Raw genomic sequence first — 15,426 nt, forward strand, 5'->3', positions numbered from 1 at the left:
GATATATAATAAGGTTATCCTGAAAAATTCTTCAGGAATATCCACAGTTTTTAGGGCGCTGTCTGAAACCAGGCAGCGCTATGTTTTTCTGTGATTTTTTCACTGTCGTTGCGGGTGGGCTTCGGCAGTTTTTTTGTAGAGATGACGGCTAATAGTTTTCTACAGCATTAGCCATGCAATAGAATTCCCGAAACGCCAACTAAGAAGCAATAATCATTTTTCAGATTCAGAATCATTCCTGCACACACTTGAAATAATTTTTGTCTTTTTGAAAGGCTATGTCCTGAAATAAAGTGGTAATGTTTAAATATTAACTAATTATGCATGATTAAACTCACAGATTGCTTTTTTGAAGAAGTTTATGGTCTTGCACGCTTACAAGACCAGTAAAAAACAAGAAAACTGGAATAGCCTTTCACAAGATTATTTTGAAGGAAAGAGCCTTGACGAATTTAATAATAACATGAAAAAATCTTCAAGACCCATAGAGAGGTCTAAAATAGGATTGTCTGAACGACAGTCTGAAAGACTTTTATACTTTGTTATTGTTTATTCATTAGTTATAATTAAATCAGCCAATCCAGAAGAACATAAAGCTCTCTGGAAAATGGCTCGCTTTTCAAGTGAAAAAGAAATAAATCAGAAAATTTAACTGGCAACGGTCAGAATTCCCTCACATCAATATAAAGTGTGCAAGGGAATAATTCCGAATTTTTCAACTAGAGCATGGACACAGGAATTCTATAAACGCTTCCGCAGTTCCAGCAGACAGCTTCCACCTCGTCATCTTTTTTCAGCTTTTCAAGATCCGCCGCGGGAAGCACTCCAAGACGCGCCCTGAATGTTTCCTGGCTGCACGGACAGTCAAATAAAACCGAGCGCCTGACCGCAATCTCGGGATTGAATTCGCGGAAAAGACCGTAAACTATGTCCTCTGATTTTCCTTTTTCCGAAAACCACTTTCCAAGCGAAGGGCATGCGGAAAATGCATTTTCTATGCGCTCCACAAGCTCGTTGTCCGCCGCCTGATCCGCACTGCTGTCCGAAGAAGAGCCGCGCCGCCTTGTTCCGCCGGTTTCAGGCATAACCTGAACAAACAGACCGCCCGCGCCTGTAACACGTCCTTTTGGATCCATAAAAATGCTCGTGCTGAATGCAGTGCTTATCTGCTCCGACTGCTGAAAAAACCATGCAAGATCCTTTGTGATGTTTCTGTAAAGAATTTCCACGGAGCTTGTCTGCGGCGATTTATCTCCGGGATGAATTTTTGACACAGTCATTGTTCCATTTCCCAGAAAAGGACTTAAATCCCAGCTTTCAAGCGGCTTTTCCACCGGGATATGCTTTTCATACAAAAATCCACGGACATAGCCGGAAGAGTCCGCTTCCACTGAAAAGCCCTTTGCCGGCCCGTCTGTGTCATAGCGCCATGTAAGATGCTCTTTTCCCTTCATCGTGGGAATCATCAAAGCCACGCATATTGAAGCCTGTCCAAGAACCATCGTTTCAAGTATTCCAAGACCATGCTGCGCCCGCATCTGGTTTACAAATTTAGTTCCGTGAAAAAGCGCACCGCGCGCCCTTCCGTCCGCCATAACAAAAACAGACATGCCGTCATCTTCAAGCGAGCCTATATGCTCAATCAGCTCGCTGTCATTTATCTGAGCCTTAATCATGTGCCACATAATAATCGCAAATAGAATTTATGTAAAGGAAACTTCAAGAACTGAAATTTTCCAGGCTAGGCCGTCTTTTCTGAAGGCTGCAAAAAATCACTGAAAATCAGTTTTTAAAGGTAGCTTTAATTGAACTGACTGCGCTTTTGCATTAAAATGCAGACATGGACAATGAATCAATAAAACAGATGCTTTTGGATATTTTTCCTTCGCAGCTCGACTTCAGCGTGACAATGACAGGAAAAGAAAGCTGCCGGGTAAACGGACTTTACAAACCTGAAACAAGGGAAATCCTTCTGCACAACAAGAATTTCAAAACTGAAAACGAACTTGTTTATACCGCAATCCACGAATACACCCATCATCTGATAAACGAAGAAAAAATCGAACTTTCAGGCGGAAGAAATCCACCGGCACAGCAAAGAAGCCACACCAATTATTTCTGGGCAAAATTCCATGCGCTTCTGGACACAGCGGAGCAAAAGGGCTACTACAAGCTTGATGTTTCAATGTCGCCGGAGCTTGAGCAGCTTACAAAGGAAATCCGCGAAAAATACATAGAGCCAAACGGGCACATAATGCACGAGCTGGGAAGAAGCCTTGTAAAAGCCCATGCGCTCTGCGAGCAGGCAAATATCCGCTATGAAGATTATCTGGACAGAATACTTCAAATTCCGCGGACAACAGCAAAAACCGCCTCAAAAGTGGGGCTTCTCCCGGAAGAAGACAGCGCGCTCGGATTCGATAACATGAAAATCATAGCCGCCTGCAAAAAGCCGGACGAAAAAGCAAAGGCCGTTGAAGCCATCAAGAGCGGAAAAAGTCCTGACAGCGTAATCGCCATGATGAAGAAAAAAGCAAAAGAAATAGACCCCAGGGAAAAACTGGAAAAAGAGCGGGACAGGCTCACAAAGACAATCAACGAGCTTACACACCGCCTTGAATTTGTGGAGGAAAGCCTTGCAAATCTTTAAAAAGCACACTGCGCTGATTGTATCGGCACTTCTTTCCGCCGCACACGCCCAGACTTCCATAGGCTCTGTCACTTCGCCGTCAATGCCGGTCATATCTTCCCCGGAAATCGGAAGCGGATTTTATGCGCCCGGCTCGATCCTTGAAAAAAATTTCAGCGGCGAAAAGGATTCCAAAAATTCATCCGAAGAAAAAAAATCAGCTGAAAACGAGGCGGCTCAAAAAAAAGAAATCCAGACTGAAAAAGCCAGGCAGCTTGCCGCAGCCCTCACTGCAAACGACATGTCGCTTTTAAAAAACAGGGGACTTTCGGGAGATATAAATTCGCTGATTTTTTCACTTTCATCATCTGAAGGCAGCTATGAAACAAACGCGCTGCTGAATAAAATTCTTGCGGAAATAGAAAAGCTCAAGGAAGATTCAAAGCCTTCCGATACCGCCGCGGAAAAACAGATTGCCGCAAAAACTTCAGAACCTGAAGGCATAAAAAAGCCTGCCAGAATTCTCAGGTTCAGCGTGAACGGCTACAACATTCTCAGCACGTGCCGCGCAATTTACATTTCTGATGTTCAGCTGGACGGAACTTTTCTTGTCACCGGCGACAGAATTTACTCAAGCGATGGGAAAAAGCGCACGGAAACTTTTCATATTCTTTTTAAAAGCTGTCCGGGCGACGACGGAATTTCAAACTACACCGCCGCTGTAAAAGTCACCCAGGATTTTCTGAATGAGAATTCGTTTCTATACCAGATGTCAAAGTCGGGGGAAATACAGGCGATGCGCGTTGGGAATTTTGTTTCAGTGCGGACAGAAGATCCCGGCTGGAAGCTGGAGCTCTTAATTGATTTGGGAGAAAAACAGACGTGAACAAAAAGCTTTGCGACGGGCTTGAACGGCTCGCACTTGAATTTTCATCCGGGCAAATTGAACAGCTTGAAAAATACACAGACTGTGTTCTGGAATTCAATAAAACCTACAATCTCATGAAGGCCGACTCGCAGGATGATTTTATTGTAAACCACATCCTTGACAGCCTTGCCGCGGCTCCTTCAATTTCTGCGCTTGTCCAAAGAATTCAGGAGCGCAAAAAAAATCAGCAGCTGAATATTGCGGACATCGGCTCAGGCGGAGGATGCCCCGGAATTCCTCTGGCGGTGGCTTTTCCACATTTGAATTTTAAGCTTGTTGAGCGCATGGAAAAAAGATGCGCCTTTCTTTCCGAGACAATCTCAAAGCTGAATCTTTCAAACGCCGAAGTATGGTGCACACAGGCAAGCCTTGTAAAGCCAAATTCATTTGACCTTGAAGTGTTCCGCGCATTTCATCCGTTTGATCCAAAAAACACGCGGCTGCTTTTAAAAATGCTGAAGAAAGGCGGAATTCTAGCGGCATACAAGGCGAGGTCAGAAAAAATTTCCGCGGAAATGGAATCCGTGAAATTCCTTATTCCCGCGTATGAAAAAATAAAACTGGAGGTTCCTTTTCTGGAAGACCATGAAAGAAACCTCGTTGTAGTGGAAAAATTATGACTCTTGAAAATTTATTTTTTGCTTTGTTTTTGGCAGGGGCTGTTTTTGATTTTGCATCAGGACAGTTTCTTGAAGCCATTGATTTTGTGTTCAGAAAAAAACACGGGAAAAAAATTCCTGCAAGGCTAAAGGAATTCATAAATCCGCAGGAAACAGAAAAAATCTGCGCCTACGAAAATGAAAAATATTTTTTATGGGTGCCGCTGAATATACTTGAATTCCTGCTGAAACTCGCACTTGTTTTTTCAGGATTTTATGCTTTGCTTTTTACCGGGCTTTTAAACCGCTTTCAGAATATTTTTGCCGCGGCGATTGGCTTTGCGTTTATTTCGCAGCTTCCAAATTTTATTCTGGGTCTTCCGTTTTCGCTTTTCAGTGAATTCCGCATAGAAAAGAAATTCGGATTCAGCAACATGACTTTAAAAACCTGGCTTGGTGATCTGGCGAAATCCGCTGTTCTTTCCGCAGTTTTGGGTGTTCCGATTCTCTGCGCTGCCGTTGCCCTTATTTGCAGCTTCAATAAAATATGGTGGCTTTTATTCGCGCTCATTTATCTTGCGTTTTCGCTTGCTGTCAGCTACGTGTACCCAATCTGGATTGCGCCGCTGTTCAATAAATTCACTCCGCTGGAGCAGGGTGAAATAAAAGAGCGTCTTGAAAATCTTCTTGCGCGCACAGGATTCAAGTCAAACGGAATTTTCAAAATGGACGCCTCACGCAGAAGCAACCACAGCAACGCCTATTTCACAGGATTCGGAAAAAACAAAAGAATTGTACTGTTCGACACAATACTGAGCCAGCTTGAGCCTTCTGAAATTGAAACTGTCCTTGCCCATGAGCTTGGACACTTTAAAAAGCATCATATAACAAAAAGGCTGTGCGCAATGGTTCCGCTTATTTTTATTTCGCTTTTTATATCAAGCATGGCGATACGGCTTCCCGGACTTTACAGCACATTCGGTTTTGGGCAGGCGGAGCTTCCTGTTCTGCCGCAGGTTCAGCTTTTGGGGCTGTTTTTCTTTGGAATGACAGTTGAAGGCTACGGAAGAATTTTTGCGCTGATTTCAAATTTTTTCAGCAGAAGAGATGAATTTCAGGCGGACTCATATTCAAGAAAACTGTGCGGAAGCGGACAGCCCCTTGTGAGCGCGCTCATAAAACTGAATAAAAAGAACCTTTCAGAGCTTGAGCCGCCCAAAATTTATTCGCTGTTCAACTACAGCCATCCGCCTCTCATGGAAAGAATAAATTCCCTGGAACGCCAAGAAAACGCTGAATAACTCCTAAGCCTTTCTTGAAAGAAAAAGAATAGAAGCTGCCAAGAACACCGCTGTATAAAAAACCGCCGCCGCAAAAACTGCCCCGGCGCCAAGGCCTCCAACCAGAACGTAGCTCAGCATATTGAAAAAATACAGAACAGCGTTAGAAGCCACAAGCATCACAAAGCCAAAAAGCGGAACAAGCAAAAGCCACTTGAACCTAAACATTTCGCCCGGATTTTCAATTCTATAATTCCACCCGATGCACGCGCAGAAAATAAAAAGGATTAAAATTATAAACGAAAATGTTCCGCGCTGAACAAGATTCTGTGCAAAGACTTCCTGCGAAAATCCATAGCCCGAAGCCCTTGGCAGAAGCTTGAACAAAACAGGCAGCGACATTTCCCTGGCTCCAGCGGCAGCGGCATTTATCAGATTAAAATCCGAAAACTGCATTGGAAGAATCATCATGGAGCTGACAGGCAAATCAGACGCATTTTCAGCAAGCAAAGCGGACGGACCGTAATCCAAAATGCCAAGGTTTCCAGCATCGGACGCGGAAAGCCCCGTGAGCGTATATGAATACACCGGCCGCGAAATCAGCCCTTCAGTATTTCTGTCAACAGACTGAAGAATCACAAACGGAACATATTCCCAGTCTTTTTTGATTCCCAGCAGCTCAAGGTTTTCCTCCCCGAATTCCGAAACAGGCTGGGCAACGGCTTTTGCAAACGGCACAAAAAAGGAATACACGAATTTTCCGCAGCTGTCATAATGCACAACATTGAAATTTTCCATGTAGCGCACAAGGCTGCCTTCCTTTTTTATGTCCATGGCATTTGAAATATAAAATACATTTTTTGAACCGTCGGGATAGCTCAGGGAAAAATAAATTTTATGGCTGTCAGAAATTTCATCCATGTATTTTGTTTCATCAAAAAAGAAATACTGATTTTCCATTTCCTCTTCTGAAAGCAAAAGAAATTTCTTTACATCCGGGTCATTGTCCGCGCCGGGAACATTGTTCTTCAGCCCAAGAAATGTGTAATATGCCTTTAAAAAATCTCCGCGGGAAAAAGCAGTATAGCCTTCCTTTTTTATTCTGTAGTAGTTTCTTTCCTGTGAGTTATCAAAGGCGACAGGCTCGCTCAGCATTTTCCAGGCATAATTTGATTTTTCCGCCGCCGCATCACGGTTTGTGTTTTTTCCATCGCAGGCTTCAAGCGCAAGGCTTGCCCAGTAGTGCGCATCAAACCACTGATTTTTTAAAGCCGCCTCGTCAGATTTTTTTAAAAGCTCCAGAATACTGTATCCTCGGTCTTTTAAATGAAGCGGCATTTCCACTTTTTTTATATCCAGCACAGTTTTTTTTCCGTGCACTTCGCTGTCGGCAAGAAGACTTGCGGCATCCTCTGCAAGCTTCAGAATTCTTTTTGCATCAGCATCTTTCGGAGCAATAGAGGCGGCCTTCTTTGCATACTGAACGGCCAGAACCGGCTGATTCTGCTCCAGAAAATGCTCTGCAACAGAAAGAGCCTCGGAAAATTTCGCAGGAGCTTCCCGCAGAAAATCAGTTTTCTTTTTTATTGCCGGCCTGAAAACCTCTTCATTCAGCGAAAGAAAAAGAACCAGCACAAGCGATGTAAAAAGAACAATCCTGTACCTGCTGAACATCGCCTGAGAAAACCTGGAGCGGCTGTTTCCTGTCCGCTTCTGCCATAGAACTGCGCACGCAACTGTAAATCCGCTGAAGCAAATTCCCGGCAGGAAAATCTGAAAAATATACACTCCGCGCAGAAACACAAAATTTCTTTCAGTTCCCGGTATAAGGAATTCCGGACGCCTGATAAAAACAGAAAGCAAAAAGCTGAATATCAAAACAGCAACAGTATATGAAACTGCAATGGAAATAATTTTTTTCATATATCATCTCCGTAAGAATCAAAAACAGCAGGCGTTGTATCCCGCCTTGAAACCAGCCACAAAACAAATGCCGCAACACACACAAGCAGATTGGCGGCGCACATCAAAAGCAGGTTCACAGAAACGTCTTTCAGCGGAAACGGAATTTTTTCAAAAAATGAGCCATTCATTTCCAGAATATAAAAATCCATAAAAAAGACAGCGGAGCAGCCCATCAGAATAAAAAGAACATTCACAAGCCGCCATGCGGAAACATTTCTTACAAGAACAGAGGAAACAAACACAAGAATAATAGAAGAAAAAGCCAGCCATCCGGCAAAATTTCCGCTGCAATGAAAATATATTTCTGATATAAAACGCTGAAAATACTTTAGAACATTTTCCAGAATCACCGGCATCTCAACAGTATTTCTTATGAGAGGGTCGGAAAATCCATTCTGGAATGAAGCCGGCTTTTCGCCTGTAAAAGTAAAAACATTGCCGCTCGATTTCACAGTGTCAATGCAAACGCCGGAGCAGAGGTTTCCAGGACCGGTTTCAGAGTAATACAAAATATATCTTCCGTTCTCCGACATTCTGAAATATCCGGGCGAAAGCAAAGATGCCTCAGGAGCTGTTTTTGCTGCCTGGGTTTTCAGAGTCAATTTTTCGGCTGCCGCAGGAATAAAAAAAATCCAAAGCGCCAGATGCAGAATCATGCACACAAGGCTTGAATACCACGGAATTTCCTTATGGCGTATCAGATAGAATGAAACAAAAAGCGGACACAGCAGCAGAACCATGGGAAGAGATAAAACCACGCCTTTCATAAAATAAGCCAGGCTGAATGCAGAAAATCTCTGCCCCGCAACAAGAACCGTGCAGAGAGAATGTGTCATATACAAAAATGCGCCTGTGCAGACTCCAAGCAGAATCAATGCGATATAGGCGGCAAAAATTTTTATGGAAGCGATAAATTTCATTATTTAAAAAGAATAGCACGTATATGTGATAAAATCAAACTACAAGCGCGCTTAAAATTAAAAGCTGGACAGCATTTAAATTTTTATCCGCCCCTGGAAGCTCCGCACAAGCGTAAGACGGTCAGCATATTCCAAATCTCCGCCGGCAGGAAGACCCGATGCAAGGCGCGTAACCGAAACTCCGGTATCCTGCAGAACACGCTGAATAAAAAGGGCAGTGGTGTCGCCTTCCACAGTAGGATTTGTGGCGATAATGACTTCTGTTATTCCGCCTGACTTTACACGGTCAAACAGCTGCGAAATTCTGAGCTTGTCCGGAGTGACACCTTCAAGCGGAGAAATCACGCCGCCTAAAACATGAAACAGCCCGTGAAATTCGCGGGAGCTTTCTATTGTGGAAACATCCTGCGGCTGCTCAACAACGCAAATAACGGACTTGTCCCTTGCAATATCAGAGCATATAGGGCACGGATCATTTTCAGTCCATGCGCCACATATAGAACACGGCTTTATTCTTTCCTGGAGCGACAAAATCTGATTTGAAAAACGGATATTGAAAGCCCTGTCTGTCTTTAAAAGATAACTCGCAATGCGCGATGCGGACTTTTTTCCGATTCCGGGCAGATGGGAAAATGTTTCCGACAGCTCATCCAGAGCATTCATTGTTCACGCACCCATTCCAGGAATATTAATTCCCGCCATTATCGGGCCAAGCTGGGCTTTTATTTCTTCCTGCATCTTTTCAAGAGCCGCATGATGAGCCGCGCGTATCAAATCCTGCAGCATGGGAACATCGCGGTTATCAACGCAGATCGGATCCAGCTTGATGTCAACTATCTCAAATTTTCCATTAATAGTAATCCGAACCATGTTTCCGCCGGAAGACCCCTCGGCTTCAAGCTCCGCAAGCTTTTCCTGCACCGCCTTAAACTGGCTCTGCATTCCAGCAAGATTTTTCATCATATCAAAAGGATTCATTTTTTTCTCCAGAAAACAGGAATCTTCTAAACGGAAAGCGGTCAACGGGAGTCGAACCCGCCTATCAGGCTTGGGAAGCCTGTGTAATACCGATATACGATAACCGCAAATTTCAAGGGCAGCCCGAACTTCAAGCCGCTCAAAATGATTTTTAAAGAATACCGATATTCCCGTTTTTTTTCAACACCCGCGGATAAAGGTTTTTGGCAAAATCTATTCTACTAAACAGAAAAATTCATTATGATTACAGGAACCTTGAAAAATGCGGGCTGAAACTCGCAGGACATTCTCGGAAAATATATTCACGGAGAAGAAAAATGCAATACGGGTATTTTGACGATGCAGCAAAAGAATATGTTGTTACACGTCCCGACACTCCTGCTTCATGGAGCAATTATCTAGGATCAACTGAATATGGCGCTGTCATCACAAATAATGCCGGCGGCTACGGTTTTTATAAATCAGGAGCGCAGGGAAGATTTATGCGCCTCAGATTCAATTCAATCCCGATGGATCAGCCGGGCCGCTATTTCTACCTGCGTGACACAGACAGCGGAGATTACTGGTCAGCTTCCTGGCAGCCGGTTGGAAAGCCGCTTGAAAAATACAAGTCAGAATGTCGCCACGGAACGGCATACACAATAATCACCTCTGAATATGACGAAATAAAATCAGAGACAAAGTACTATGTTCCGCTCGGCCAGACCTTTGAATACTGGAGGCTCAAGCTCACAAACACAGGCAGCAGAAAAAGAAAGCTGCGCGTTTTCAGCTACTGTGAATTTTCCAATCAGTGGAACACAACGCAGGATCAGGTGAACCTTCAGTACTCGCTTTTTATTGTCAAGGGCGAAAAATCAGCTCCAAACATGCTGCGTTATTCCATCCATGAAAACCTGTATGTGCAGCACCAGAAAAATCCGGCTGTGGAAGATTTCATGAGCGAATGGATGGCGCTTGCCGGTTCCCCGATGACAGGATTCGACACAAGCAGGGAAGCCTTTATCGGAACCTACGGAAGCTACAAGGAGCCGGCCGCAGTTCTCAAGGGCGAATGTTCAAATTCAGAGGCATTCGGAGACAGCTCCTGCGGCACAGTCCAGACAGACATCGAGCTGAATCCCGGAGAAACACGTGAAATCATGGTTCTCCTTGGAATCGGAGATGCAAATGTTGAAGGAAAGAAAACTGTTGAGGAATTCGGAACAACAGAGCGCGCCGACAAGGAATTTGAAAAGCTTGTAAAAAACTGGCACTCAAAGCTCGGAAGCTTCTCCGCGGTCACACCGGACGAAGACATAAACCACACTGTAAACATGTGGGGGCTGTACAACTGCCTTATAACATTCGCCTGGTCAAGGGCAGCCTCTTTGGTATACAACGGAGAGCGCGATGGCCTTGGATACCGCGATTCAGTCCAGGACATACTCGGAGTAAGCGCGGCAATTCCACAGGAGGCGGAAGAGCGTCTTGTCCGTCTTTTAAGCGGACAGTTTTCAAACGGCGGAGCGCTTCCTGTAATCAGCAAGGATTTTGAGGCCGGAAAGCAGAAAATGATTCCGCCTGAAGAATTCCGCTCGGACGACTGCCAATGGTTCTTCAATGCCGTTCCATGCTTTGTTGCGGAAACAGGAAATTTTGATTTCTTCAATAGAATTGTTCCATACGCCGACAAGGGGGAAGCCACAGTTTACGGACACCTCAAGCAGGCTCTCCTGTTCAACCTTGAGCGCATGGGAAAAGACGGACTTCCGTGCGGGCTTCTCGCAGACTGGAATGACTGCCTCAAGCTCGGCTATCACGGCGAAAGTCTTTTTGTTGCATTCCAGCTCAGGCTCGGACTTACAACTTACGCGGATATTTCCAGAAGGCTCGGCAAAAATGACGAAGCTGAATGGGCTGAAAACCAGCGCGCAAAACTGGATGAAAATATCCAGAAAAAATGCTGGGATGGAAAATGGTTCATCTGGGCAATCGCAGAGGACGGCACCATATATGGAACGCATTCAATAGAAGAAGGTCAGATTTACTTCAATACACAGGTCTGGTCTGTTCTTTCCGGAGCTGCAACACCTGAACAGGTAAAAACCTGCCTTGACTCTGTAAAGGAAAAACTTGCAACGCCGTACGGACTTATGCTGTGCGCGCCGCCGTTTATATATGCAAGCCGCGATATAATGAGCTCAGTTGTATATCTTCCGGGAATAAAGGAAAACGCAGGAATTTTCAACCACACCCAGGGCTGGGGCATAATCGCAGAAATCATGAACGGAAACGGAGACCGCGCATACGAATACTGCAAGGCTGCACTTCCTGCCGCATACAATACAAAAGCCGAAATCCGCCAGAGCGAACCTTATGTCATCGGGCAGACAACATACTCAACCTACTCAAAGCGTCCGGGAAACACAAGAGTTTCCTGGCTTTCGGGAGCTGCAACGTGGAACTATTATTCAATAACACAGTACATGCTCGGAATCCGGCCGCAGTATAACGGACTTCTTATTGATCCGTGCATCAAGCATGACTGGGACGGATTTTCTGTTGAGCGCCGCTGGAGAAAAATGAATCTTCATATTGAAGTAAAAAATCCGGAGCACGTTTCAAAGGGAATCGAGCATATTGAAGTGGACGGCAAGCGCATCAGCACAGCTACAATTCCGGCTGAAATTCTAAAGGACGGAAGCACTATTGTCGCTGTCATGGGAAAAAATGCGCTTCCTGTGACAAACGAGCGAATGTAGAACACTCATGGCTTGCACTGTAATACGGTTCAAGCTATTCAGTGTTTCCACAAAAATTTCCAGGGAGCTTTCTAAAAACTGAAAATGAATTTCGCAAGCTCCCTTCGCACATTTTTAGGAAAGAATTATGGAACAGTACAAGAAAGATTTTATTGATTTTATGGTTGAATGTAATGTGCTGAAATTCGGCTCATTCACACTCAAAAGTGGACGCACTTCTCCTTTTTTTATGAATGCAGGCGCATATACAACCGGAAGCCAGCTTGCACGCCTCGGGGAATTTTACGCAAAGGCAATCCATGACAACTTCGGAGACGACTTTGATGTTCTTTTCGGCCCGGCATACAAGGGAATTCCGCTCGCTGTGACAACTGCTGTCGCCTATTACAATCTCTACGGAAAAGAAGTCAAATACTGCTCAGACAGAAAAGAAGAAAAAGACCACGGAGCTGACAAAGGCTCCCTTCTGGGCTACAAAATCAAGGACGGCGACCGCGTTATAATAATTGAAGATGTAACGACTTCCGGAAAATCAATCGAGGAAACCTACCCGAAAATAAAAGCGCAGGAAACAGTTCCCGGTGGAATAAAGATAGCCGGAGAAATTGTGAGCCTTAACCGCATGGAAAAAGCCCCTGACAGTGAAAAAGCCGCCCTGGATGTCATATCAGAAAAATACGGATTCCCAGCCCGCGCCATTGTTTCCATGGCTGATGTTGTAGAAGCCCTGTACACATGCGGCGACAAAAAAATAATAACAGACGAAATAAAAAAGGAGCTCGACTCCTATTACAGCAAATGGGGCGCAAAATAAGTGGGCAGACACACAGGCAGAATACACATTCTTTTAGCCTCATTATTCCTTTTATGTTTCAGCCTGAATGCGGAAACCGCCGCTTCTGTGCAGAGGATAGTCTGTCTGTCACCATCGGGCGCTGAAATTCTGTGCGCATTGGGCAGCATTGATAAAATAAAGGCCCGCACAGATTTTTGCGACTATCCGGAGGGAATAAAAACACTGCCCTCTGTAGGCGGCTTTGACGGAAAAACGCTCAGCATAGAAACAATTCTTTCGTATTGCCCGGATTTCGTATATGGCTCACAGGGAATGCATGACTTTTTGAAGAAGCCGCTTGAAAAATGCGGAGTAAAAGTATTTTTGAGCGACGCCAGCACAGGAATTCTTCAAACAGAACAGGAAATTCTCTATATTGCGCAAATCATGGAAAAGCCACAGGAAGGAAAAAAAATAACTGGCCTCATAGAAAGCCAGATAAAATCTGTACCCAAAAATCTGCACCCAAAAACAGTTTACTATGAAGTGTGGAACGAGCCGTTTATAACAGCAGGAAAACAGTCCCTTATAAACGAGCTTTTAGAAGCCGCAGGATTCATAAATGTTTTCAGCGCAGTAAAGGAAAGCTATCCAATGGTAAGCGAAGAATCCATTATTGCCGCCCAGCCGCAGATAATAATTATTCCCGATGCAAACACGGTTACAGAGCAGGACATAAAAAACAGGCGCGGCTGGAGCAAGATACCGGCTGTAAAAAACACCTGCATTTTTACTGTAAACGCAGATCTTGTTTCGCGGCCAGGTCCCAGAATCGGAGAAGCGGTCTTGGAGCTAAGCAAGCTGGTGCGCTAGGCGGAAAATGAAAAAAATCGCACTGTTTTCGATATTCGCAACAAGCATTCTTTTATCCCTTGTCTTAGGGGCAGAAAAAATAAATGCCGCGGATCTGTTTTGCTCCGGGGACACATTTTCAAAGACAATTCTTTTTGACATACGATTGCCGCGCGTTTTCCTCTGCATTCTGTCAGGAGCAATGCTCGGCGGAAGCGGCGCAATTTTCCAGCTGTTTTTCAGAAATCCTCTGGCAGAACCGGGAATAATGGGAATTTCATCAGGAGCAACAGCAGGAGCAGTTTTTGCAGCCTGCTTTGGACTTCCGGGGGCAGCAGGACTTTCCGCCCTGAGCACTGGAGCATTTATAGGCGCGCTGATTTCAGGAATTCTCGCTGTGGCGGTCGCCGGAAAAAAATCGCCTGCTACACTTCTTCTGTGCGGAACTGCCCTGGGAGCATTGTATTCAGCGTTCAGCTCGATTGCAATTTCCGTAAACAGCAGACAGCTTCATTCAATGTATATGTGGATGCTTGGAACTCTGAGCGGAAGGGGCTGGGATGAAGTTCTTTTTATTCTTCCATTATCAGCGGCGGCAGTTTTTCTTTCTGTACCCTGCATCGGAAAGCTCGACATACTTTCGTGCGGAGAAGTAACAGCGGTTTCCCTTGGGCTGTCTGTAAAAAAGCTTCAGTATGCAGTTATTATCTCCGGGGCACTTGCAGTTTCCGCGGCCGTGTGCGCAGGGGGAACAATCGGCTTTATAGGCTTAATTGCGCCGCATATCACAAGAAAATTTTTTGGAGCAAAGGCAAAGGTGACAGTTCCGCTTTCCATGGTTACAGGCGCAGCTCTTCTGGCTTTATCTGACACCTTATGCAGAACAATTCTGGCTCCATCAGAGCTTCCAGTGGGAACAGTTACTGCCCTGCTGGGCGCGCCGTTTTTTCTATCGCTTCTGCTTTCAAAAAAAAGGGTGACAAATGCATGAATTAAAGGTACAGTCGCTCAATGCCGGATGGAATAAAACTCAAATTCTTTTTGATGTAACCCTATCTGTGGGCAAAGGGGAATTTGTCTGTCTTACAGGCCAGAATGGAAGCGGAAAATCAACACTGCTTTCTATAATGGCAGGAATACAGACAGAGCCAGTCTGGGGAAACAAAGCCAAATCTGTACCCATTTTAGCCCTGCCTCTGAAGCAAAGAGCAAAAACTGTATCCTATATGCAGCAAAAGGAATTTCCGGCATGGAATTTCACAGTAAGAGATATTGTTCTTACAGGAAGATTTCCGCACACCGGCTTCACTGGGGTTTATACAAGCAACGACTTCTGCGCCGCTGATAAGGCAATCGAAACGCTCGGCATAAAAAATCTCGCGGACAGGAACATTCTTGAGCTTTCAGGCGGAGAATTGCAAAAAGCAAGAATAGCAAGATGCCTCGCCCAGGAAACAGAATTTATGATTCTGGACGAACCCACAGCCGGCTTGGATTTTACCTGCCAGGAAGAATTGATGGAGCTTTTAAAGCGCATCGCACAGGAAACGGACAAGGGCATACTCATTTCAATTCATGACATAAACACAGCCGCGCGCTTTTCGCACAGAATGGCTCTGCTTCCAAAACAAAAGCCCTGTATCACCGGAAAACCAGACCAGCTGATGACAGAATCCCTGCTTTCAGCCGTATATGGAGCGGATATAAAAATCTGTACCCATCCAATTTACAAAACTCCCATGGCTGTGTTTTAGGA

At 44.8% G+C, this 15,426-nt stretch carries 15 protein-coding genes and 1 tRNA gene; 10 read left to right on the forward strand and 6 right to left on the reverse strand.

Annotated features, from left to right (window positions below; translation table 11 throughout):
• The first annotated feature begins 349 nt into the window (after positions 1-349).
• Positions 350-652, forward strand: a complete 303-nt coding sequence (locus ACI4L0_RS07405) for a hypothetical protein (RefSeq protein WP_439799526.1) — start codon at positions 350-352, stop codon at positions 650-652.
• Positions 653-719: 67 nt separating this feature from the next.
• On the opposite strand, the gene ACI4L0_RS07410 is transcribed toward ACI4L0_RS07405, so the two are convergent.
• Positions 720-1,676 (reverse strand): Hsp33 family molecular chaperone HslO, encoded by a 957-nt coding sequence (locus tag ACI4L0_RS07410; RefSeq protein ID WP_439799527.1) that lies wholly within the window; start codon positions 1,674-1,676, stop codon positions 720-722.
• A gap of 164 nt (positions 1,677-1,840) precedes the next feature.
• Between ACI4L0_RS07410 and ACI4L0_RS07415 the strand changes: the two genes are divergently transcribed.
• From ACI4L0_RS07415 to ACI4L0_RS07430, 4 genes are read left to right on the forward strand one after another with little or no spacing between them, the layout of a single operon-like run.
• Entirely contained in the window at positions 1,841-2,650 is an 810-nt protein-coding gene (locus ACI4L0_RS07415) for a hypothetical protein (RefSeq protein WP_439799528.1), read from the forward strand.
• Entirely contained in the window at positions 2,637-3,515 is an 879-nt protein-coding gene (locus ACI4L0_RS07420) for a hypothetical protein (RefSeq protein WP_439799529.1), read from the forward strand. Before ACI4L0_RS07415 ends, ACI4L0_RS07420 begins: the two co-directional genes overlap by 14 nt.
• Positions 3,512-4,177, forward strand: coding sequence for a 16S rRNA (guanine(527)-N(7))-methyltransferase RsmG (gene rsmG / locus ACI4L0_RS07425; RefSeq protein ID WP_439799530.1), 666 nt, complete (start codon positions 3,512-3,514; stop codon positions 4,175-4,177). Before ACI4L0_RS07420 ends, rsmG begins: the two co-directional genes overlap by 4 nt.
• A complete protein-coding gene (locus ACI4L0_RS07430; protein WP_439799531.1) occupies positions 4,174-5,457 on the forward strand; it encodes a M48 family metallopeptidase in 1,284 nt (427 codons plus the stop codon). The genes rsmG and ACI4L0_RS07430 overlap by 4 nt, the downstream gene beginning before the upstream one ends.
• 3 nt (positions 5,458-5,460) lie before the next feature.
• Here the strand turns inward: ACI4L0_RS07430 and ACI4L0_RS07435 are convergent, their stop codons facing one another.
• The 5 genes from ACI4L0_RS07435 to ACI4L0_RS07455 all read right to left on the reverse strand — a co-directional run bounded on the left by ACI4L0_RS07435 (position 5,461) and on the right by ACI4L0_RS07455 (position 9,406).
• A complete protein-coding gene (locus ACI4L0_RS07435) occupies positions 5,461-7,359 on the reverse strand; it encodes a hypothetical protein (protein WP_439799532.1) in 1,899 nt (632 codons plus the stop codon).
• Entirely contained in the window at positions 7,356-8,321 is a 966-nt protein-coding gene (locus ACI4L0_RS07440; RefSeq protein WP_439799533.1) for a hypothetical protein, read from the reverse strand. The genes ACI4L0_RS07435 and ACI4L0_RS07440 overlap by 4 nt, the downstream gene beginning before the upstream one ends.
• A gap of 75 nt (positions 8,322-8,396) precedes the next feature.
• Complete coding sequence (gene recR, locus ACI4L0_RS07445) at positions 8,397-8,984, reverse strand: recombination mediator RecR (protein ID WP_439799534.1); 588 nt, start codon at positions 8,982-8,984, stop codon at positions 8,397-8,399.
• 3 nt (positions 8,985-8,987) lie between these two features.
• A complete protein-coding gene (locus ACI4L0_RS07450) occupies positions 8,988-9,299 on the reverse strand; it encodes a YbaB/EbfC family nucleoid-associated protein (RefSeq protein WP_439799535.1) in 312 nt (103 codons plus the stop codon).
• Positions 9,300-9,335: 36 nt separating this feature from the next.
• Positions 9,336-9,406: transfer RNA gene (locus ACI4L0_RS07455), tRNA-Gly, on the reverse strand.
• 210 nt (positions 9,407-9,616) lie between these two features.
• Between ACI4L0_RS07455 and ACI4L0_RS07460 the strand changes: the two genes are divergently transcribed.
• The 5 genes from ACI4L0_RS07460 (at position 9,617) to ACI4L0_RS07480 (ending at position 15,424) form a co-directional block, all read left to right on the forward strand.
• Complete coding sequence (locus tag ACI4L0_RS07460) at positions 9,617-12,043, forward strand: GH36-type glycosyl hydrolase domain-containing protein (protein WP_439799536.1); 2,427 nt, start codon at positions 9,617-9,619, stop codon at positions 12,041-12,043.
• A 127-nt stretch (positions 12,044-12,170) separates the two neighbouring features.
• A complete protein-coding gene (gene pyrE, locus ACI4L0_RS07465) occupies positions 12,171-12,857 on the forward strand; it encodes an orotate phosphoribosyltransferase (protein WP_439799537.1) in 687 nt (228 codons plus the stop codon).
• Positions 12,858-13,691 carry an ABC transporter substrate-binding protein gene (locus ACI4L0_RS07470; protein WP_439799538.1) on the forward strand — a complete coding sequence of 278 codons (834 nt, stop codon included), beginning with the start codon at positions 12,858-12,860 and terminating at the stop codon, positions 13,689-13,691.
• Positions 13,692-13,698: 7 nt separating this feature from the next.
• Positions 13,699-14,661, forward strand: a complete 963-nt coding sequence (locus ACI4L0_RS07475; protein WP_439799539.1) for a FecCD family ABC transporter permease — start codon at positions 13,699-13,701, stop codon at positions 14,659-14,661.
• A complete protein-coding gene (locus ACI4L0_RS07480) occupies positions 14,654-15,424 on the forward strand; it encodes an ABC transporter ATP-binding protein (protein ID WP_439799540.1) in 771 nt (256 codons plus the stop codon). Before ACI4L0_RS07475 ends, ACI4L0_RS07480 begins: the two co-directional genes overlap by 8 nt.
• The last annotated feature ends 2 nt before the right edge of the window (positions 15,425-15,426 follow it).

The organism is Treponema sp. (assembly GCF_051883275.1).
Taxonomy (GTDB): domain Bacteria; phylum Spirochaetota; class Spirochaetia; order Treponematales; family Treponemataceae; genus Treponema_D.

Bases quoted from the DNA above. Each gene is read 5' to 3' on its own strand.
- ACI4L0_RS07410 (WP_439799527.1), bottom strand. From the start codon at position 1,676: ATGATTAAGGCTCAGATAAATGACAGCGAGCTGATTGAGCATATAGGC.
- ACI4L0_RS07415 (WP_439799528.1), top strand. From the start codon at position 1,841: ATGGACAATGAATCAATAAAACAGATGCTTTTGGATATTTTTCCTTCG.
- ACI4L0_RS07430 (WP_439799531.1), top strand. From the start codon at position 4,174: ATGACTCTTGAAAATTTATTTTTTGCTTTGTTTTTGGCAGGGGCTGTT.
- ACI4L0_RS07435 (WP_439799532.1), bottom strand. From the start codon at position 7,359: ATGAAAAAAATTATTTCCATTGCAGTTTCATATACTGTTGCTGTTTTG.
- ACI4L0_RS07440 (WP_439799533.1), bottom strand. From the start codon at position 8,321: ATGAAATTTATCGCTTCCATAAAAATTTTTGCCGCCTATATCGCATTG.
- recR (WP_439799534.1), bottom strand. From the start codon at position 8,984: ATGAATGCTCTGGATGAGCTGTCGGAAACATTTTCCCATCTGCCCGGA.
- ACI4L0_RS07450 (WP_439799535.1), bottom strand. From the start codon at position 9,299: ATGAATCCTTTTGATATGATGAAAAATCTTGCTGGAATGCAGAGCCAG.
- ACI4L0_RS07460 (WP_439799536.1), top strand. From the start codon at position 9,617: ATGCAATACGGGTATTTTGACGATGCAGCAAAAGAATATGTTGTTACA.
- pyrE (WP_439799537.1), top strand. From the start codon at position 12,171: ATGGAACAGTACAAGAAAGATTTTATTGATTTTATGGTTGAATGTAAT.
- ACI4L0_RS07475 (WP_439799539.1), top strand. From the start codon at position 13,699: ATGAAAAAAATCGCACTGTTTTCGATATTCGCAACAAGCATTCTTTTA.
- ACI4L0_RS07480 (WP_439799540.1), top strand. From the start codon at position 14,654: ATGCATGAATTAAAGGTACAGTCGCTCAATGCCGGATGGAATAAAACT.